12 protein-coding genes are annotated in these 20,525 nt (G+C 44.4%); 6 read left to right on the top strand and 6 right to left on the bottom strand.

Annotated features, from left to right (window positions below; genetic code table 11):
* Positions 1 to 109 precede the first annotated feature (109 nt).
* Positions 110 to 1,102: a sugar-binding transcriptional regulator gene (locus QUF19_RS23125; protein WP_017111821.1), complete on the bottom strand. Its 993-nt coding sequence runs from the start codon at positions 1,100 to 1,102 to the stop codon at positions 110 to 112.
* Between the two features lie 459 nt (positions 1,103 to 1,561).
* On the opposite strand from QUF19_RS23125, the gene tal reads away from it, so the two are divergent.
* Complete coding sequence (gene tal, locus QUF19_RS23120) at positions 1,562 to 2,512, top strand: transaldolase (protein WP_286299982.1); 951 nt, start codon at positions 1,562 to 1,564, stop codon at positions 2,510 to 2,512.
* A gap of 86 nt (positions 2,513 to 2,598) precedes the next feature.
* Positions 2,599 to 4,590, top strand: a complete 1,992-nt coding sequence (gene tkt / locus QUF19_RS23115; protein WP_286299979.1) for a transketolase — start codon at positions 2,599 to 2,601, stop codon at positions 4,588 to 4,590.
* 194 nt (positions 4,591 to 4,784) lie between these two features.
* Here tkt and QUF19_RS23110 read toward each other — a convergent pair whose 3' ends face one another.
* Both QUF19_RS23110 and QUF19_RS23105 read right to left on the bottom strand, forming a co-directional pair.
* Positions 4,785 to 6,347: a methyl-accepting chemotaxis protein gene (locus QUF19_RS23110; protein ID WP_286299976.1), complete on the bottom strand. Its 1,563-nt coding sequence runs from the start codon at positions 6,345 to 6,347 to the stop codon at positions 4,785 to 4,787.
* Between the two features lie 150 nt (positions 6,348 to 6,497).
* On the bottom strand, positions 6,498 to 6,959 hold the full coding sequence (locus tag QUF19_RS23105; protein WP_102438612.1) for an Lrp/AsnC family transcriptional regulator: 462 nt from the start codon (positions 6,957 to 6,959) through the stop codon (positions 6,498 to 6,500).
* Positions 6,960 to 7,113: 154 nt separating this feature from the next.
* Between QUF19_RS23105 and QUF19_RS23100 the strand changes: the two genes are divergently transcribed.
* The 3 genes from QUF19_RS23100 to QUF19_RS23090 all read left to right on the top strand — a co-directional run bounded on the left by QUF19_RS23100 (position 7,114) and on the right by QUF19_RS23090 (position 11,767).
* The gene (locus QUF19_RS23100; protein WP_286299971.1) at positions 7,114 to 8,079 is read left to right on the top strand and encodes a hypothetical protein; all 966 of its coding nucleotides are present in this window, start codon (positions 7,114 to 7,116) and stop codon (positions 8,077 to 8,079) included.
* A 543-nt stretch (positions 8,080 to 8,622) separates the two neighbouring features.
* On the top strand, positions 8,623 to 8,961 hold the full coding sequence (locus QUF19_RS23095; RefSeq protein WP_286299968.1) for a hypothetical protein: 339 nt from the start codon (positions 8,623 to 8,625) through the stop codon (positions 8,959 to 8,961).
* A 49-nt stretch (positions 8,962 to 9,010) separates the two neighbouring features.
* The gene (locus QUF19_RS23090) at positions 9,011 to 11,767 is read left to right on the top strand and encodes an immune inhibitor A domain-containing protein (RefSeq protein ID WP_286299965.1); all 2,757 of its coding nucleotides are present in this window, start codon (positions 9,011 to 9,013) and stop codon (positions 11,765 to 11,767) included.
* Positions 11,768 to 12,028: 261 nt separating this feature from the next.
* On the opposite strand, the gene QUF19_RS23085 is transcribed toward QUF19_RS23090, so the two are convergent.
* The gene (locus QUF19_RS23085; protein ID WP_102438604.1) at positions 12,029 to 13,204 is read right to left on the bottom strand and encodes an MFS transporter; all 1,176 of its coding nucleotides are present in this window, start codon (positions 13,202 to 13,204) and stop codon (positions 12,029 to 12,031) included.
* Positions 13,205 to 13,516: 312 nt separating this feature from the next.
* Here QUF19_RS23085 and QUF19_RS23080 point away from each other — a divergent pair, with 312 nt between their 5' ends.
* Positions 13,517 to 14,407, top strand: coding sequence for a LysR family transcriptional regulator (locus QUF19_RS23080; RefSeq protein WP_286299955.1), 891 nt, complete (start codon positions 13,517 to 13,519; stop codon positions 14,405 to 14,407).
* A 95-nt stretch (positions 14,408 to 14,502) separates the two neighbouring features.
* Here the strand turns inward: QUF19_RS23080 and QUF19_RS23075 are convergent, their stop codons facing one another.
* Together QUF19_RS23075 and QUF19_RS23070 are read right to left on the bottom strand one after the other, a co-directional pair.
* Positions 14,503 to 19,470, bottom strand: coding sequence for an ATP-binding protein (locus tag QUF19_RS23075; protein WP_286299953.1), 4,968 nt, complete (start codon positions 19,468 to 19,470; stop codon positions 14,503 to 14,505).
* Positions 19,463 to 20,488: an HD-GYP domain-containing protein gene (locus QUF19_RS23070; protein ID WP_286299950.1), complete on the bottom strand. Its 1,026-nt coding sequence runs from the start codon at positions 20,486 to 20,488 to the stop codon at positions 19,463 to 19,465. The genes QUF19_RS23075 and QUF19_RS23070 overlap by 8 nt, the downstream gene beginning before the upstream one ends.
* Positions 20,489 to 20,525 lie beyond the last annotated feature (37 nt).

The raw sequence follows: 20,525 nt of genomic DNA, 5'->3' as shown, positions 1-20,525 counted from the left end.
TAAATTTATTATAAAAATAAAAGATAGGTAATAGATAACTCTATCTTTTATTCGAGTAACTTTTAATTAATCCGCGTACCTATTTAAACAATAGATCTTTCCACAAAAACTATTGAGATGCTTGTTTCATCTGCTCATCTAAGTTAAGTACCGTTAAAGCATTACTTACACTAGTCGCAATCACGTCAACCACACCCGTTCTCAATGCGCCTAACAGGGCTAATGGCTTACTGTTCTCGGCAGCGATGGCGATTACTTCAGCGATAGGACGGAACTCTTCCAAACCTAAGCCGATGACTCGGTCACTCATTACTGTATTTGCCGCTTTGCCGTGCACGTCGAAAAAGTCATAACCCGCAAAGTCACCGACGACACCTTGTAGTAAACGAGATTGAACGACCTCTCCCGCCGTAAACCAACCTAGGTCGACCATATAGCTGTTTTCACTCATATCACCAATACCCACTAAAGCGACATCGGCCTTACGAGCTAGATCCAGTGTTTGCTTAACGGTGCTGTTTTCCATAAAAGCGGTTTTTTGTGCTTTGTTCTCTGCATAAGCAGGCGCATATAAAGTTTCTGATGAACCACCGTACTTCTTAGCTAGCTGTCTACATATATGGTCAGCATTAAACATACCGCCTCTTGGGTGAATACCGCCGATGCCACACACGAATTTACAGTCTCGCGGTGTGATCACTCCAGTATGGTGAGCAACCGACGATACGTTTCGACCTTGGCCGACCGTCACTACCATGCCGTTTTTTAAGGTACTCGTTAGATAGTTCGACACCAAACCCGCAACCTGTAAACGCTGCTTATCTTCATTTGGCTGGTCAAGAGCGACTAATGCACGCTTCACACCAAACCTTTCGATGAGACGCTGTTCAATTTTAGCACTGAAGACAGGGTGATATTTCACTGTTATCTCAACAATCCCTTCATCGCGGGCTTGTTTGAGCATTCGACCAACCTTTGCACGAGAGATAGAGAACTTTTTGGAGATCTCTTCTTGTGTCGCACCATCTTGATAGTAAGCAACGGCGACTTCGGTTAGGAGATCAGTGTTTTCTTCGGAAACATCTTGGATATTGTTACTCATATACCACTCAACCAATATTTAACAATTATTTTACCTGCTGTACTTCCTAATATAGGAGAGCTCAGTAAGTGATACACAAGCTTACACCCTGAACATATGTAACAACAAGGAACATTTGCTCACTATGATAACCTTGATTTAGCTGTTGATTAATTCGACTCAATTGAGCCGTTAAACGTTTGCTTGCATACCCCATGATTACTAGAGCGAAATATATTTGACTGAAGTCACCATACAGCACTATTTACCGTTGACTTTGGGGCTAGATCGGATAAATATGGCTACATCATTTACTCATCGAGCGATCAAATGTTCTGTGCAAATGTTCGCTCGGAGAAAAATTTAAATTAATGTAAGTTTGACTCACTGGTACAACCATGAGGAACTTCATTAGTTCGCTTGCAAATGCCCACACCTCTCCCATTAAAGGGGTGTTCTGCGATACATAGGATGATCAAAATGAGCAATAAATTAGAGCAACTTCGTAAACTAACAACTGTTGTAGCTGACACTGGCGATATCGAAGCTATCAGCAAGTACACTCCTGAAGATGCAACAACTAACCCATCTCTAATTCTTAAAGCCGCTCAAATTACTGAGTACGCACCTCTAATCGATGCTTCTATCGAATACGCTAAAGCGCAAAGTGGCGACAAAGCACAACAAGTTCAAGACACTTGTGACATGCTTAACGTAAACATCGGTAAAGAAATCCTTAACGTTGTACCTGGCCGCATCTCTACTGAAGTAGATGCTCGTCTTTCTTACGACATGGAAGGCAGCGTTGCTAAAGCTCGTCAACTTATCAAAATGTACAACGACGCTGGCATCACTAACGACCGCATCCTTATCAAACTGGCTTCTACTTGGGAAGGCATCCGTGCTGCTGAAATCCTAGAGAAAGAAGGCATCAACTGTAACCTAACGCTTCTATTCTCTTTCGCTCAAGCACGTGCTTGTGCTGAAGCTGGCGTATTCCTTATCTCTCCTTTCGTTGGTCGCATCATGGACTGGTACAAAGCGAAAGAAGGTCGTGATTTCGAAGCTTCAGAAGATCCAGGCGTAATCTCTGTTTCAGACATCTACAACTACTACAAAGAGCACGGTTACAAGACTGTTGTTATGGGCGCAAGCTTCCGTAACATCGGCGAGATCCTTGAACTTGCTGGCTGTGACCGTCTAACTATCGCTCCTCAACTTCTAGCAGACCTAGAAGCAGCTGAAGGCGAAGTAGTAGAGAAGCTAATCGACTCTAACGGTACTAAAGAGCGTCCTGCTGCAATGACTCACGCTGAGTTCCTATGGGATCACAACCAAGACCCAATGGCTGTAGAGAAGTTAGCTGAAGGCATCCGCAACTTCGCAGTTGACCAAGGCAAACTAGAAGACATGATCGCAGCTAAGCTGTAATCACTCTTACCAATTTCAAATAGGGGAACGTTCAGTTCCCCTACTTTTATCAATTTGTTTATCTTAATTTTTATTCGGAAGTTTCTATGAACCGCAAACATCTAGCTAACGCGATCCGTGCTCTAAGCATGGACGGCGTACAACAAGCAAACTCTGGTCACCCAGGCGCTCCTATGGGCATGGCTGATATCGCTGAAGTACTTTGGCGCTCTCACCTAAACCACAACCCGTCAAACCCAGAGTGGGCTGACCGCGACCGTTTTATCCTGTCTAACGGCCACGGCTCAATGCTGATTTACTCTCTGCTTCACCTAGCAGGTTACGAGCTTTCAATTGAAGATCTTAAGAACTTCCGTCAACTGCACTCTAAGACTCCAGGTCACCCAGAGTACGGTTACGCTCCTGGTATCGAGACGACTACAGGTCCTCTAGGTCAAGGTATTACTAACGCTGTTGGTATGGCGATGGCTGAGAAAGCGCTTGCGGCACAGTTCAACAAAGAAGGCCACGACATCGTAGACCACTACACTTATGCATTCATGGGTGATGGCTGTCTGATGGAAGGTATTTCTCACGAAGCATGTTCTCTAGCGGGTACGTTAGGTCTTGGTAAGCTGGTTGCTTTCTGGGATGACAACGGCATCTCTATCGATGGCGAAGTTGAAGGTTGGTTCTCTGACGATACACCTAAGCGTTTTGAAGCTTACGGCTGGCACGTAATCCCAGCAGTTGATGGTCACGATGCTGACGCTATCAACGCGGCTATCGAAGCAGCTAAAGCGGATCCTCGTCCGACTCTAATCTGTACTAAAACAGTAATCGGCTTTGGTTCTCCAAACAAAGCAGGTACGCACGACTGTCACGGTGCACCATTAGGCGCTGACGAAATCGCAGCAACTCGTAAGCAACTAGGTTGGGAGCACGGTCCTTTTGAAATTCCGTCGGAAGTTTACTCAGAGTGGGATGCGAAAGAAGCAGGCGCAGCTAAGGAAGCAGCGTGGAACGAGAAACTTGCAGCTTATGAAGCAGCATACCCTGAGCTGGCAGCTGAATTCAAACGCCGCGTAAACGGTGATCTTCCTGCTGAATGGGAAGAGAAAGCATCGGCAATCATCGCTGATCTTCAAGCTAACCCTGCAAACATTGCATCACGTAAAGCATCTCAAAATGCTCTAGAAGCGTTCGGTGCTATGCTACCTGAATTCATGGGCGGCTCTGCTGACCTTGCGCCTTCTAACCTAACTATGTGGTCTGGTTCTAAGTCTCTTGAAGCAAATGACTTCTCTGGTAACTACATCCACTACGGTGTACGTGAATTCGGTATGACGGCTATCATGAACGGTATCGCTCTGCACGGTGGTTTCGTACCATACGGCGCAACATTCCTAATGTTCATGGAATACGCTCGTAACGCAATGCGTATGGCTGCTCTGATGAAAACTCAGAACATCCAAGTTTACACGCACGATTCTATCGGCCTAGGCGAAGACGGTCCTACTCACCAACCAGTTGAGCAAATCGCATCTCTACGTCTGACTCCAAACATGAGCACATGGCGTCCATGTGACCAAGTTGAGTCTGCTGTTGCTTGGAAACTGGCAATTGAACGTAGAGATGGTCCTTCTGCACTTATCTTCTCTCGTCAGAACCTTGCACAGCAAGATCGTGACGCTGAGCAAGTGGCTAACATCGCTAAGGGTGGTTACATCCTGAAAGATTGTGCTGGTAAGCCTGAGCTTATCCTTATCGCGACTGGTTCTGAAGTTGAGCTAGCGGTTAGCGCTGCTGCTGAACTAACAACTGAAGGTAAAAAAGTACGCGTAGTTTCTATGCCTGCAACTGACGCATTCGACAAGCAAGACGCGCAGTACCGTGAGTCTGTACTTCCATCTGACGTTACAGCACGTATCGCAGTAGAAGCTGGCATCGCTGACTTCTGGTACAAGTACGTTGGCTTCGGTGGCAAGATCATCGGCATGACAACGTTCGGCGAATCTGCACCAGCAGGCGAGCTATTCAAGATGTTCGGTTTCACTACTGAAAACGTAGTAAACACAGCAAAAGAGCTTCTAGCTTAGTCTTGATTAAATTGTCTCACCCTTAAATGGGTTGATACATACTGAAAGCCCCGCATGAAAATGCGGGGCTTTTTTGTATCTGTTGCCTGTTACCTGTTAATCTATTCATTGTTAACTGTTCTTTTGACCCACAAAAAAGCCCTGCTAATTTCGCAAGGCTTTCTCTTATTGCTCATCCGGCGTAAATCTAACCGCTATTTCTCTTCGAAACGCTTCGCCAATTGATAGAATTCATTCACTTGCTCTTTGAGCTCTTTCGAATGATCTTTAACTGAATGTGTCGCCACTAGATTTTGCTCGGCGGTTGACGCGATAGACTGCATATGAAGGTTTACATCACTCGATAACTGACGCTGTTTATGCGCAGAGCTTTCAACAGATTGCATTAACTCGTTCATCGATTGCATTAAGGTTTCAACCTCAGACAAGCGTTCAGCACTCACTTTTGCCACGTCACCACACGCGTCCGTTTGTTCTCTGTTAGCCAAAATATCTTTCTGCCAACCTTCAATCGTCGTCAGCATTGTATCAATGCTCTCTTTGATCTGAACCGTCGCCTTAGATGTACGACCGGATAACGCACGTACTTCATCAGCAACCACCGCAAAGCCACGTCCTTGCTCACCCGCTCTCGCCGCTTCAATCGCTGCGTTCAAAGCTAAAAGGTTTGTTTGCTCGGCAATGCCACCGATCTCTTCCATTATCTTGCTGACACTTTGCGCTTGGTCGCTCAGTTGATACGTCGTGTGCGTTGCTTTCTCGGCCTGTGAAGCCAAACTTTCGAGGTTACGGTGTGTTTGGTTAATACTCTCTTTCGCACCCGCACAAGTTTGCAGGGTAACGTCCACAATCTGGTGGGCTTCTTCGGTACGAGATGACACTTCATTCGCCGTCACCTCCACTTCTTCCGTTGCTTCACGTACTTGAAGTATGTCTTTAGTCTGTTGATCTAAGGCATCTGAAACTTGGTAAGAAGTCGCGTTAAGATTGTCGGCTAAATCTTGCAACGGTTTGGCTGAATCAGTCATACGGCCTAACACTGTTCTGATTCGCGCAGACAACAGCTTCAAATGGAAATCGGCGATAGAGAACTTACTATTTCCGGAGTAGACAAGGCGACTCACACTGTCGAATTTCGACTGCAATTTTTTAAGCTGCAAAGGCGTATCAATAAGCTCTTGTCTGAATAAGAGTGCCAATGCAGAAACTGGAAGCAAGCTCAGAAGCCATTGCGACACTTGTCCTACTTCGACTAGGTTTGAAACCAGAGGTGCGGCCAAAGAACCCAACAACACGGCATAGCGAACACTGTCACTGATCTGTAGCGACCATTGGCGCCCAGACTTTTCTGCCTTCAATAAGCCTTGGTAAGCTTTATCTGCGATCTGCACCCACTCATTTTTTGGCTTAACACGAACAGACTGATAACCACTCACCTTACCATTATCGTAAATTGGCGTGACATAGGCGTCGACCCAATAAAAGCCACCGGACTTCGTTTTGTTCTTTACGATTCCACGCCACGCTTTACCTTGCTTGAGGTTAACCCACATATCCGCAAACGCGGCTTTAGGCATATCAGAATGCCTGACAATGTTGTGGTGTTGCCCAAGCAACTCTTGCTGGCTGTATTCTGCAATACGGCAAAAAGCGTCATTACTGTAAGTAATCACGCCTTTGAGATCGGTGGTTGATACGAGCTGTTCGCTTTCGTTTAAAAGCGTTTCACGTGTTAGAGAAGCTGAGCTGACGTTCATTTTTATTAACTTTTATATTTATACGTTATAGCAGGCGAATATATACAATAATTTAAATTATGACAAAATATGAACGTCACAATTTTTGTAAATGACTGCTTTTTATACAAATATGAGCGGGTACGTCACAGAGATAACAAAACACCGAAGTCATTCCAAGTTAACGGCAGTACTGAATTTTACGGTTCGCATCGAAATTGAAGTATGGAACTTGCGAATGTTTAAGTCTTTACGAAGCACACGCTCAACAAAGTTTTCATACGCTTGGATATCTTTAACCGTAACAATCAGCATGAAGTCATAACTGCCTGAGATTTGATAGCACTGAGTCACCTCTGGAGCTTTGACAAGAGATCCGCGGAATATCTGATAAATGTCCGCCCGATCACGCTCCATCTCCACAGATACCAGTAGAGTCATCTTGTTACCGGTCAGTTCGGGGTTAATGATGGAGACATCACCGACAATCACCCCCTCTTCCCTCAGGCGTTTCACTCGCTTTAAACAAGCTGGAGGCGACAACCCGACAAGCTCAGCCAGTGTCAGATTGGGAATTCGATTATTCTTTTGAAGCTCCACGAGAATACTTCGATCAATGCGGTCAATTTCCATAATTTCTTACAAGGCCGTTTTATGAGTTAATAATTTCTAATATTACAACAAATAAAAAATCCCAACCAAATCTGACGCGCCATTTCGAAATTATCATCACAACAATCACGGTAAGATCTTCTTATAGCACATAATCGAACCCATGGTCGTAACAATGAAATCAACCTATCAATTTTTTAAAGAACTCCTCAAAGAGATTTTCGATGTCACCTCGACGCTTTTCCGAATTATGATTCCAATCATCATCGTGATCAAAGTTATCGAAGAGCTCGGCGGTATCGTTATTCTTAGCGAATGGTTGAGCCCGATAATGGAAAGTGTCGGGTTACCGAAAGAGATGGGGTTGGTATGGGCAACCACCATACTCACCAACATCTATGCTGGGATAATTATTTTAATCAATTCCGATGTTCCCCTCACGGTCGCTCAAGCCTCTGTGCTAGGCAGCATAATGTTGCTCGCCCATTCACTGCCAATTGAAGGTGCGATAGCGAAAAAAGCAGGCGTAAGCTGGTTGGCGACCTTGTCAGTGAGAGTCGGAGGAAGTCTAGTCTTGGCATGGTTGCTGAATGTCACTTATCAATTTGGAGACTTACTCAACTACCCAGCAACCGTGCTTTGGCAGCCAGAACCAACAGCAAACACAAGCTATATAAGTTGGGTAATTGATCAGCTCATGAACTTCGCCGTTATCTTCATGGTGATCTCTACGCTGCTGCTCTTGCTTAAGGTATTAAAGCTATTGGGCGTTGAAAAGTTAATGGCTATTTTATTACGCCCTTTCTTACGTTTATTAGGTATCAGCAAAGACGCGACTAATTTAACCATCATTGGTATCACGCTTGGGCTTTCTTTCGGTGGCGGGTTATTGATCAATGAAGCGAAACGAGGACATATCTCAGCTAGAGATGTATTCACCGCAATCATGCTGCTCAACCTTCTCCACAGCCTGATTGAAGACACATTACTGATCCTATTAGTCGGTGCGGACTTCTACACGATATTTTGGGGAAGACTCGTGTTCTCTGTATTAGTTGTCGCTTTGATATCAAACGCCATCAAACGCGTTAATCCAAGTACTTGTGAGCGTTACTTTTATCGCGATGTCTCTCAGCCATAGTTCGTCAGCCTTGCTTGCCAATGAACCTTAAACCACCCCATCGCTAAAAGTAACAATGGTCTGTTACTAAAAGAGCCCAAACACGGGCTCTTTTTGCCATCTGAGAACCCCACTTCATCGAACTATTGTGAAATCTGTTCTCTTGAAGCACTTTAAATCGCGCTTATTAGCCTAATTATCGATATTTCGAGTGAAAATAATTTGAGACTGGATATTTACTAAACACTCAATTATTACATGCATTTTTTTAGCACCGACAATAAAACATTCGTTTGATTAATTATAACCCCACACCTTACATAAAGCGCCCTGAAGCATAATAACCATTTATCTAACACTGATATTAAATATTAAAACTATCAGCTATTAATGCGCCCAACCTTACTAAATAACTGATAACAAGATAAATAACCATCCTTATTTGATATTAACTCTTAATGTTGAAACCGGAACGAATAATGATTTGTAATGATTATTAGTTTGATTGGTTAATTTTATAAATATATTTTGTTACATAATCAAAACTGATGGCTTGATATAAAAATGTCACACAAAACAATGGCTTTAATGGTTTTATCTTTTTCCTCACTGTCACAGGCTTCCACCTTTGAGAATGATGAACTGTTGCTCAAGTCATTGATTAAAAGAGGCGTTATTTGTCCTGGCTTAACCTACGAGGACAATCAAGAAGCTTTGCGTATCTATCTCAACGCAAAACAAGTAAAGAGCATTCCGTTTGATTCAAAAAAAACACAAGAAACAGAAAATAAGAATGAGATAGCGAATAAAAACAAGTTAGTTAATAAATCAACTAATAAACGTCAGATACCTAAAACACCAAAAGAGTGTATTAAACCGAACTCGGACAACCGTTCCGAATAAGGCAAGTTGATTCTGATATCGACATGGAAATACAAAAAAAGGAAATGTAATGAAGATAATGAGAAAAACATTGTTGGCCTCAGCAATGCTTACTCTGTTTAGCGTCAGTAGTTATGCTAAAACACCAATTGATTTAGGTGTTGTTAATGAAGACAAGCTGATTGAGATGCTAGTAAGACAAGGCTTAGTCGATCAAGATGCAAGCGATGTTGCAAAACACAATGCTCTTGACCGTTACTTGAAAAATAAGATCAATTCCGGTTTTAAAGGCGATGCTCAATTCGGTAAAAAAGCGTTAGAACAACGGGCAAAAATACTCAAAGCCATCGAAAAAGGGTCTGGCGTTAAAAAAGCGAGTGTCTTTGCTTTGGAAGTCGGCACCAAGCGTACAGATAAAGTACTCGCTCTATTGGTCGATTTCCCTGATTTGAACTGGGACGACAACAAACTGACCGAAGAGCACACACAAATGCTCTACGAGAGCTACAACCCAGAACATTATCAAGAGTTGTTGTTTTCAAACTCTGGCTACACTGGGCCAAACGGCGAAAACCTAATCTCGATGCGTCAGTATTACCAAAGTGAGTCGGGTGACAGTTATAGCGTAGCGGGCCAAGCTGCGGGTTGGTATCGCGCCTCTAAGCCTGCGTCATTCTATGGCGGTAACTCCCCGACTACCGACAATGACTTAAACGCACAAGAACTGGTTCGTGAAGCGCTCAATCAGTTGGCTCAAGATCCGAACATCAACCTAGCCGATTATGACATCGAAGATCGTTACGATTATGATGGCGACGGAAACTTCCGCGAACCCGATGGCGTGATTGATCACCTAATGGTGTTCCACGCATCTGTAGGCGAAGAAGCAGGTGGTGGCGTGCTGGGCCCTGATGCAATCTGGTCTCATCGATTCAACCTTGGTCGCACACATGTGCTTGAAGGTACCTCTAGCTCTCTTCCTGACCGCTTTGGTGGCCAATACGCAGCATTTGATTACACCATTCAGCCGATTGACGCCGCAGCGGGTGTCTGTGCTCACGAGTATGGCCATGATTTAGGTCTGCCAGACGAATACGACACGCAATACACAGGTAAGGGTGAACCTGTCTCTTATTGGTCTATCATGTCTTCTGGCAGCTGGGCTGGTCAAATTGGGGGCACACAACCAACAGCATTCAGCTCTTGGGCAAAACACTTCCTTCAAAAATCAATTGGCGGTCGTTGGATTAACGATGATCAAATCTCGATTGATGACCTAGAAGACAACCCACAGGTTTATACGCTGTTCCAAACAACGGATAACGGCCGTCCGAACATGATTAAAGTGGATCTTCCAGAAAAGCAGATCGAAGGTTTAAAACCGTTTGCTGGTGAGTATTCGTTCCACTCTCAAAAAGGCGATGACCTGAAAAACAGCATGACACGCAAGTTGGTGATTCCAGCCGGTGATTCTGCACTGCTTTCGTTCAAAACTTGGTATGAAATCGAGAAAGACTACGACTTTGCGCGGGTACTCGTGAATGGACAAGCCATCGCAGGCAACATCACCTCAATGGATGACCCATACAATACTGGCCTCGTTCCTGCTATTGGCGGCGAATCTGGCGGATGGATTGACGCTGAATTTGACGTTTCACAATGGGTAGGCCAAGAAGTAGAACTGTCATTTGAGTACATCACCGATGGTGGCTTGGCGATGGAAGGCTTCTATCTGGATAACCTCAGTGTTGTCGTTGATGGTGAAGTCACCTCAATAGACGATGGTGAAAGCAACTCCACCTTCGCCCTCAATGGCTACAAGCTGAGTAATGGATTCTACCAAGCGCAACACTACTACCTGCTGCAATGGCGTAGCCACATGGACGTTGATGAAGGTCTAGCCAACATCAAACGCATGGGTCAACTGATCTCATTCGATCCCGGTTTAATCATTTGGTACGTAGACGAATCACTGACTGATAACTGGGTAGGTAAACACCCAGGTGAAGGTTGGTTAGGCGTAGTCGATGCAGACCAAAATGCCATGACTTGGGAAAAATCTGGTGAAGTTGCTCAAACTCGTTACCAAGCTCGTGATGCTGCGTTTTCACTCAAAGATCATACCCCAATGCGTCTTGTGAATAGCGACGATGATGTACTTGAAGATACCAGTTTGGTTGGCAATGCTAGCTTCTCTGACGACCAAGATTACACGTCTCCACAAGCGCCTGATTCAGGACGTATCCTGACGGAGTTTGGCTTAGCCGTTGATATTGTGAATCAGAGTGACAACAACGAATACGGCGTGGTTCGCTTATCGAAAGTAAGCCAACACAACGTCGCCCCTACTGCGAACTTCGAGCTCAATGTTACTGGCCTGAACGTTTCTTCACGCAACTTCAGCTCAGATCAAGACGGTGAGATCACCAGTTATCTATGGGACTTTGGCAACGGCACAACAAGCAACCAAGTGGCACCAACTTGGTCTTACGAGCAAGCTGGTGATTACACGGTGAGCCTGACTGTTGTCGACGACAAAGGTGCTACCGATTCGTTCAGCTCAGTAGTGAGTGTTGAATCTCCAAACGCTCTTCCAGAAGCGAGCGCGAAGTACATTCACTTGGGTCGTTGGGTAACCATGTGGTCAACAAGTTCAGACAGTGATGGTCGTATTGTTGATACCGAGTGGACACTTCCAAACGGAAAGGTGAAACGAGGTCGCACCTTCACTTCAATCTTCCCTTCATACGGAAAGCACGAGGTGACACTGAAGATAATCGATGACCAAGGCGGGATTACGACTAAGACAATTTTAGTCGACCTGTAAATCATCTTAGGTCTTAGGTCTAAGGTCTTAAACGATAGACCATCAAATAAGTACGCGGCTCTATCACGCGTGCTGATAAAGCAAGCTTAAGCACTGTTGTCATCGGACATCAACCCACGACAGCAGTTTTAAGAAAACGTTATTATTTAAGCCGTAAGCAAAAGCCCTACCGATTTGGTAGGGCTTTTTATTGGTCGCAATTCGAGATATTAGGGTTTTAATCACAATAACGGATTTGCTGAACCACCATTCGATGAACCATTACACCGGTTGCTTTTGAATACGTGATTTACGCGCACTGAATGCAAACAATAAAATAACCGCCAAAACAAACGGTAGAACATAAACATTGAGATTTTGCCAACCCACCGTTGACTCCAACCAACCAGACAATAGCGCCGTGACGGTCACACAACCAAACACAACAAATTCATTAAACGCTTGTGCCTTGGCTTTATTTTGCGATTGATAAGACTGGCTAAACAAGCCTGTCGCAGCGATGAACATAAAGTTCCAACCCACACCAAGTACAACCAAAGCCGCCCTAAAGTGCCAAATTGATACGCCATGGATATTGATGGCAATGCTCACCACAAATAACACACCCCCCGCAAGGATCATCATTCTTGAGCCGAACTTCTCGATGAGAGAACCGGTAAAGAATGCAGGCACAAACATACCCAAAACGTGCCACTCAATGACACCTGCGGCCTTAGTAAAATCGAATCCACAACCAATCATCGCCAATGGCGTTGCAGTCATCAAAATGTTCATCACGGCGTAAGCAACCATGGCCGCAAACACTGCACCAATAAAGTTCGGCGCTTTAACGATCACACTTAAAGGATCGGCTTTGGGAGCCTGACTATTAAAAGAGACCTTAGGAAACTGAATGGTTTGTAACAAGGCTAAAGCTAAGATGTTTAGGCCGATCAGCGAAGCAAAAGCACCGATGTACAAACCATCTGCTGACCATTGTTGAGACATGATCGCTAAGTTAGGCCCGAGTACCGCCGCCAATACTCCACCAGCCATTGATATTGAAATCGCACGGTGGCGCGCGTTTTCATCACACACTTCAATTGCAGCGAAACGATAAAGCGTACCGAAACCGATACCTATCCCAAGCAGAAATGTGGCGAAGCAAAACAGATAAAAATGTTGCTGAGATAACGCGTAAGTCGCAAGGCTTGCTCCGGTAATGCCCACCACATTACCGATACTAAACCCTCGTTTTCGTCCTAACTTACCTGAAATTAAAGACGCAGGAATGGTGGCTGCCATTAAACCCAAAAACTGTAAGGCAACAGGCAGAGTAATCATGCTGACACTGGGTGCAATCTGTTTGCCTATCAAGCCAATCACCGAGATCAGTAATATGTTACCCGTCATCAATAAGGCCTGACACAGTGAGAGCAGCCAAACATTTCTATTCATCTTCGTTCCTAAATATGAGCACAGTTGGTCACTAGACCAAAAATCCAACAAAGTCGCAACACTTTGTTACGTGTGATGAGTTCAAGTAAATGACCATTCGCTTAATACCTCGAACAATATTCCACCAAAGGTGCTTTGATCTTCGTCGCTTTACGCTCTAGAGTTGAAATTATCATTACTTAAGATAATAATAATTTTTTGTTATTCATGAGCTTTGTTGTTTATGGTCTTTGTTATTCATAGGCTCTGTTATTTAGAAGCTCTGTTACTTATAAGCCTTTTATTCATGGGCGTTAGCATTTAAAGGTAAGTATGATTAATCCACTTTGGCTCAATACATTTAAGACTCTGGTTGAAGTTGGTCATTTCACCCAAACCGCAGAAAAGCTGTATATGACGCAGCCTGGCGTTAGCCAACACATAAAAAAGCTTGAGCAAGCTTGTCACTGTGATTTGTTATCGAGAGAAAATAAGAGTTTCGAACTGACCGAACAAGGTCGGATTATGTATCGCTATGCGCTTAAGCTAGAGAAAGACCAAGAAGACCTTTTTGAGTCATTAAGCTTTGACAACCCGTATTCAGGCCAATGTAACCTGTCATGCTCTGGCTCGCTCTCTTTGCGTCTTTATCCAAAGTGTCTTGAGTTGCAGCAACAACACCGAGAGTTGAACATTCACCTCGAAGCTGCGCCAAACAAGAAGATACTGAACGACTTACTTGAAGGCACGACTGATATCGGCATTGTGAGACACTCCCCTAACGACAGCTACTACCAAAGCCAAGTCATCGGCAAAGAAGCCTTATGTCTTATCGTCCATCACAGTCTTGCTGATTTGGAGATAACGCCACAAGTTCTGCACGAGATTGGCCTAATTGCCCATCCCGATTCTGCTCACTACCTGTCTTTGTATTTCGATTTATGCGGAGATAAAGATTTGGCCAACATCAACGTGAATGAAATACCAAAATCTGGCTACATCAATCAGCTTCACCAGATATTGCTGCCAGTATCGAAAGGGCTTGGATTTACGGTTTTACCTGCGGGTGCTGTGGAACATTTTCCAGAACGCGATAAGTTGTATGTTGTCCCGCCAAAAGTGGAAGTTGAAGAAACACTGTACTTGGTTCAGAAGCGAAACCGAAAGCTGCCACACAGATACAACACGGTTATCGAGCTAATCAAACAAAACGTCAGTAATTAGTTCGATACAAATAGACTTAAAGCCTTTAGCTAGTCCGTTATTTCGCTGTAAGAGCTAAAGGCTTTAATATTGAATTGAGTGATATAGGTAATCAGCTATTTAGAAGCGCTAAGCACCTCATTAGCTCGCTCGAAATCGTAATTTTCTAACGCACTTTTAATATCTTTGAGAACAGCAGAGTATGGATACTGTGCAAGTAACTCAGTCACGTATTGAGTTGCATCGTTATCATAAGCATCCAACAGTGATAGCAACTGAGCGTGCTGTTCTTGCGTGATATTCGGTGAGTCAGCTGTATAATCAAGACTCGCATCGGTTTCTTCAGCCCCTGTCGTATTGGCTTCTGTAGCGCCAGACACATCAAAGCTACTCTCAACCGCTTTAATCAGTTCGATTAACCCAAGCTCACCTTGTTTAAGACCATACTCATCACACGCCTTGTTGTGCGCTTTGCTTTCTAAATCACTGAGCAACTCAGCTAATCGTAATCCACCAATTGAAGCCGCCATGCTTTTTAAGGTATGCAGATTCCGTTCTAACGTCACCCACTCACCCTGAGTTAGTTTATCGACTGTTTGCGACATAATGTCAGGGGCACTTTGGCAGAACCTATCAAGCATCTTGGCCTGCAGTTTCACATCGTGATAAGTCAATTGTTCGAACCTAGATTGCGAGAAAACAGGCAGAACCATTGGAACCTCGGAGCTTAGTTTCGAACGGTTAGAACTGCTGTCTTGTATCGTTGAAGGTGACTCTGGTGTAGCTTGGCCTTCAACCAATACCTCTGGCACGATGTATGTGGAGATCAACGACGTCGCTTTATCGATAATGATCGGCTTATCCAAGAAGTCCGTGACACCCGCTTCCCTTGCTCGTTGTTTCGCATCGGCAAATACATTGGCTGACATGGCAATGATTGGCACGTCTTTATCAAACTCACGAATCAAACGTGTGGCTTCGAAACCATCCATGATCGGCATTTGCAGATCCATAAAGATCATGTCGTAATCATTATTTTGAGCTAACTCTACCGCCTCTTTACCATTCTCAGCTAAGTCAGCACTCAGTTTAGAACGAGTGAAGAATGCCAAAGCTAAGTCTTGATTCAACTCATTATCTTCAACGAGCAATACCCTTTGGCCCTTGAACTCTATCTGGTAATCCAATTGAAGCTCTTGAGCTTTAAAGTCTGCTAATTCTTCAGCGCTTGCTCTTGGTAATGTCAGTACAAAAGAGAACTCACTTCCTTGGCCTAAAACACTCTCAACGCTAATTTGGCCACCCATCGCATGAACCAATTTCTGGCTAATGTTGAGTCCTAATCCTGTGCCACCGAACCTACGTGTAGTTGTGCTATCTGCTTGGCTAAATGCTTCAAACAGCTTATGTAGATTTTCATCAGAAACTCCTATGCCAGTATCGGCCACCATCACCTTCATAGTCAGGCTGTCGTCGTCTGATTCAACAAGAGCTACGGTTAACGAGACACTGCCTGTTTCGGTAAACTTAATCGCGTTACCAACAAGGTTGAGTATCACTTGGAACAGCCTAAGTGGGTCGCCACGCAGAGGAGTGTCTAACTCAGGGTCAATCGACATCGACAAGTCGAGTTGCTTTTCAGCCGCTTTTGACTCCATAAGGTCAATCACATCTTGGAAGGTCGCTAGCGAATTGAATGGGATACTGTCGATAAACAGTTGCCCTGCTTCTATCTTAGAAAAATCGAGGATGTCGTTAATGATGCTTAACAACGAATGCCCTGAACGATGCACTTTCTCGACGTAATTTTTCGCAACCGGATTCGCTATCTCTCCAATCGCGAGATAAGACAGGCCAATAATCGCGTTCATTGGCGTTCTAATTTCGTGGCTCATGTTCGCTAAGAACTCAGACTTCGCTTGGCTTGCAAGATCCGCTCTCTGTTTCTCTTCTTCAAGTTGTTCGTTAAGACGCTTCATTTCAGAGATGTCGAACGCCCAAAATAGCGTGGCTATCTCGCCATCTAACTCAAACAAATAGTAACTGACTAGAGCAACAAACCGGGTTCCATCAGACTTTCTTAGCACCAACTCCCTGTTTACCACCTTGCCATTGAGTTTAAGCTCCTTGTGTACATCATCCCGAACGGATAAAGAGTCGTGAATAGCAGCCACATCGATAGAATCAAGATCCAGACCTTCAACCCCAAACAGGCGTTTCGCAGTGTCGTTGGCATAACGAGCCTTCTCTTCAAACACAACACTCGCAGCGATTGGAGAGCTATTGAGCATATTGTAGAGCTGATCCTGAGCCTTCTTAAGTGCCTCTGTTGCATCATTGGCAATGCTTATCTGCTTCGCGAGTTTTCGATTCCAAAAAACGATCAGTAGAACGATCAACAAAGCAAAACCTGAAATGGTATAAACCAATTCGTAATCGATTCTTTCTATCGCTTTTGGCGCTGCCCACTTCGCCGATATCTTTTGATGTTCTTCAGCAGAAATGCTCTCAATCGCCGTATTCACAATCGAATAAAGCAAAGGTTCAGACTTAATAACATGTAAGGTGGGTGAAAGGAAAAAATCGAGTCGTCCGATAATTCCGATCTCACGGTGACCAAATGAGTCAATGAGGTAATTGAGGACGTCGACAGTATCGATCATGCCATCTAAGGTTTTATCATCCAATCGGTTAAGCCCATCTGCCGTGGATTCTACCTCTACCCACTCAACGTTCGGGTATTTCTCAACAATCGCGTCGGTGTTTGCCGCGTTCTTCAAGATACCAATTTTCCAACCCTCAGCTTCCTCAAGCACTAAGCTGCTTACGTCTCGTCTCGATGCAATAGCCAAACGGCTTGAAAACAGGCTTTTGACTGCTTTGACGTTGTCTCCTAACGAACGATTCTCTTGAGCTGCAGAGACCAGTTCCACTTCATGATGATCAACCAAGCTTCGGGTCTCAGACCAACTCGCCACGTCTACATGGTTGATACCTAACCCTGTTTTCTGCTCAATCAACGTTAGATAGTCGTCAATCATGCCGATGTATTCACCGGTATTGGATACCGCTTCATAAGGCAGTGAATTCGGATCGATACCTATCCGCACATCCGGATGATCTTTAATCCACTTCCTCTCTTTTTGGCTTAGGTTTAAGATCTCTCCAGTCAGGTTATTGGTTTGGTAAACATCGGCGATATAGCGTTTCGCCGAATCACCGAATGAACTGAATTGTTCGACGGCTGGAAAATAAACATGGTTCCGCTCTAACGACTTAACATCAAAGTAGAAAGTCATCGAACCAGAGTTGGTACTCCCTCCCTTGGTTCGATAATTCGCCATCTTGGTAACTGACGAAAAGTGAGAGGTGTTTTTCTTCTCTCCGTATTCATCAACTAGGTTGCCGATGTACCAAGATTTGATCGGGCGATTATTGTTATCCGCTTGTGCGGTGATCACCTGAAAAGAACTGTCCGTGTCGAAAATTTCAAACACTTCCGTCAACTCTTCAAAGCGGTCATTGACGATAAAATACGCGGATATTTGCGCGATAATATTCGCTTTTTTAAGGACTTGGCTTAAATCACTCTGAACCTGCATCTCGATAATTTGGTTTAGGCCATCATCCGCCTGTTTAAGCCTTTTAATCGCAGCATTGAAGCTGTCTCTGATTTCTTCACTCTTAAAATCAACATAGATCGGATACTCAACCTTATACTCGTCATGTAACGTGAGCTCAGCCATTTCGATAAAACGAGTATTGGTGATAAACCATTCCAGTACTCTGCGTTCAACCATTAACAGGTCAACATTTTGAGCCCTAAGCTGTGAGAATGCCGATTCAAGACCTTCGTAATCTTCGACACGATCGATGTCTAACTTGCCCTTCAGTACTTCAACAGAGTTTTTAATTGGAGAGGTCTCGTCAAAGAGTAACGCCCCCAGTGACAAGTCTTTCTGGGACTTGAGGTTAAGTTTGCGGCGAGTCAGTGAAACCGGAACAAAGTCAACATTGATAACACTATCACTTAAAAAGTGTGCATTAGGATCATCAAACTGAACACCAGAAACAAAAGCGATGGAGTTGTTGTTATCGATGGCCTTTCTAGCGGCACTAGGAGGAAGAGTGACAACGTCACCTAGCTTGTATCCCATATCATTAAAAGCACGCTGAATAATGTCGTGTTCTAGCCCGACCGCGGTGCTGTCTGGATACATATAAGGAGGGTTACCAAAGCCAAACACCCCTTTTAGCGGCACTCGATAGGGCGAGCTGTCTAACCACTTTGATAGAATCTGGTTCTTGTTATCAACGTCAAATGTTTCAATCTGTTTGTTAATGAGCGTCAGCAGCTCTGGCTCATCGGTTCGAATCACCATTGATGCTTCTAACCTTTTCCAATGCTCCAAAACATAATTGACCGCGAGATCATGCACGCCAATTTTTTTCGCAAGATCCATAGTGGTAATAGGCTCACCGACAATGCCTTCAACATCGCCTGCCCCTAACGCGCGTACTGCATCAATAACGTTGTCAAAGTCCACTCGCTCAATAGAGCTCAATTGGACGCCAGCTCGTTCCAAGTCGATATTTTCATTAACCATCGCGATACGGCGCTTTTGAGTTTGGTCGATGTTGGTATCTATTTTGTTGTCGATGGGAACAATCACTGCGACCTGATAAGGAAGGTAAGGATCACTCGCGAGAAAACGTCCACCTTCACTGGGGTCAAATTGTTGGAAAGGGAACACATCCCCTCGCCCTTCTAACAAGGCGTCTTTGGCCTTAATACGTGAATCCACGCTGATAAATCGCGTATGAACACCAAATCGATTTTCAAGATCTAGTGCCCAATCTTTGATGATCCCAGAAACCTTTCCGTCATCATCGATAAATGAGTAAGGGGAATGATCAGAAAGCGCAATAAAGGTGATGGTGGGTTGTGTTTCAAGCCACTGATTTAACTCGGCATCGGTCACTTCAACGGCATTGGCACTGCGAGGGACCAATGGCCACAACAGTAAACCAATGACAAGAGAGACAACAAAACGATTAAGCGACAACATTAAGCGATCACTCATCTTTAAACTGCTCTTTAATCTCTAGGATACGAGGTAAGTTTTCGAACAAGAGCTCTACAATTTTAGGGTCAAAGTGTTTGCCTTTTTGCTCTTCGAACAAGCTCAGTGCTTCATCAACACTCCACGCTTTTTTGTAGGGTCTTTCTGCTGTTAGGGCATCAAACACATCAGCAACCGCGGCGATACGTCCCACTAAAGGAATTTCTTCACCCGCGATCTGATTTGGGTAACCGCTGCCATCCCATTTTTCGTGATGATATTGCGCCACTTGAATCGCCATGCGCATCAGTTTGGAATCGCTCTGCCTGCCAAGTATCTCAACACCATACTCGACATGCTTCTGCATAATGGTCCACTCGTCGGCGTCCAATTTACCCGGCTTGAGTAATACGCTATCGGGAATACCAATCTTGCCAATATCGTGCATCGGCGCTGCATCACGCAAGGTCTCAGCGTCTTCGTCTGTCATACCCAAGGCTTTGGCTAATATTTCGCAATAATGGCTCATGCGCATAACGTGCATGCCGGTTTCATTATCTTTAAACTCAGCCGCCCTACCCAATATGTTTAACGTCTCTAATTTGCCGAGATTGATCTCTTGGGTTTTCTCTTTTACCTGACTAAACAACGCGCGTTGTTGGTCGTAAAGGGCGATATGGGTTTTTACACGTTGTAGTGCAATTTCAGGTGTAATTGGCTTCGTTAGATAATCAACAGCACCCAAAGACAAGCCTTTTACTTCAGCTTCAGGGCCAATCTTCGCGGTAACGAATATAATGGGGATATGCGCAGTATTTGGCTGAGCTTTTAATTGTCGGCACACTTCGTAGCCGTCGATGTCAGGCATCATGATATCAAGGAGAATAAGGTCTGGCTGCGGTACCATCTTGGCAATTTTAATACCAATGGTGCCATTAATCGCCACCTTTACTTGATAGGTATCTTTGAGTATTGCAGTCAACACATCCAAGTTACTTGGGGTGTCATCTACGACTAACACGATAGGTTTACGACTCATTGATACCTCGTATAAAAATCAAACAGTTATAATCATA

Origin of the sequence: Vibrio sp. FE10, assembly GCF_030297155.1 — a bacterium.
GTDB classification, from domain to species: Bacteria; Pseudomonadota; Gammaproteobacteria; order Enterobacterales; family Vibrionaceae; genus Vibrio; species Vibrio apostichopi.
This window is presented reverse-complemented; position numbering and strand designations above follow the sequence as displayed.

What these genes read in the sequence shown, in the direction of transcription:
- QUF19_RS23095 (WP_286299968.1), top strand. Translation starts at nt 8,623, where the DNA reads ATGTCACACAAAACAATGGCTTTAATGGTTTTATCTTTTTCCTCACTG.
- QUF19_RS23100 (WP_286299971.1), top strand. Translation starts at nt 7,114, where the DNA reads ATGAAATCAACCTATCAATTTTTTAAAGAACTCCTCAAAGAGATTTTC.
- QUF19_RS23080 (WP_286299955.1), top strand. Translation starts at nt 13,517, where the DNA reads ATGATTAATCCACTTTGGCTCAATACATTTAAGACTCTGGTTGAAGTT.
- QUF19_RS23070 (WP_286299950.1), bottom strand. Translation starts at nt 20,488, where the DNA reads ATGAGTCGTAAACCTATCGTGTTAGTCGTAGATGACACCCCAAGTAAC.
- QUF19_RS23085 (WP_102438604.1), bottom strand. Translation starts at nt 13,204, where the DNA reads ATGAATAGAAATGTTTGGCTGCTCTCACTGTGTCAGGCCTTATTGATG.
- tkt (WP_286299979.1), top strand. Translation starts at nt 2,599, where the DNA reads ATGAACCGCAAACATCTAGCTAACGCGATCCGTGCTCTAAGCATGGAC.
- QUF19_RS23090 (WP_286299965.1), top strand. Translation starts at nt 9,011, where the DNA reads ATGAAGATAATGAGAAAAACATTGTTGGCCTCAGCAATGCTTACTCTG.
- QUF19_RS23125 (WP_017111821.1), bottom strand. Translation starts at nt 1,102, where the DNA reads ATGAGTAACAATATCCAAGATGTTTCCGAAGAAAACACTGATCTCCTA.
- QUF19_RS23105 (WP_102438612.1), bottom strand. Translation starts at nt 6,959, where the DNA reads ATGGAAATTGACCGCATTGATCGAAGTATTCTCGTGGAGCTTCAAAAG.
- QUF19_RS23110 (WP_286299976.1), bottom strand. Translation starts at nt 6,347, where the DNA reads ATGAACGTCAGCTCAGCTTCTCTAACACGTGAAACGCTTTTAAACGAA.
- tal (WP_286299982.1), top strand. Translation starts at nt 1,562, where the DNA reads ATGAGCAATAAATTAGAGCAACTTCGTAAACTAACAACTGTTGTAGCT.
- QUF19_RS23075 (WP_286299953.1), bottom strand. Translation starts at nt 19,470, where the DNA reads ATGAGTGATCGCTTAATGTTGTCGCTTAATCGTTTTGTTGTCTCTCTT.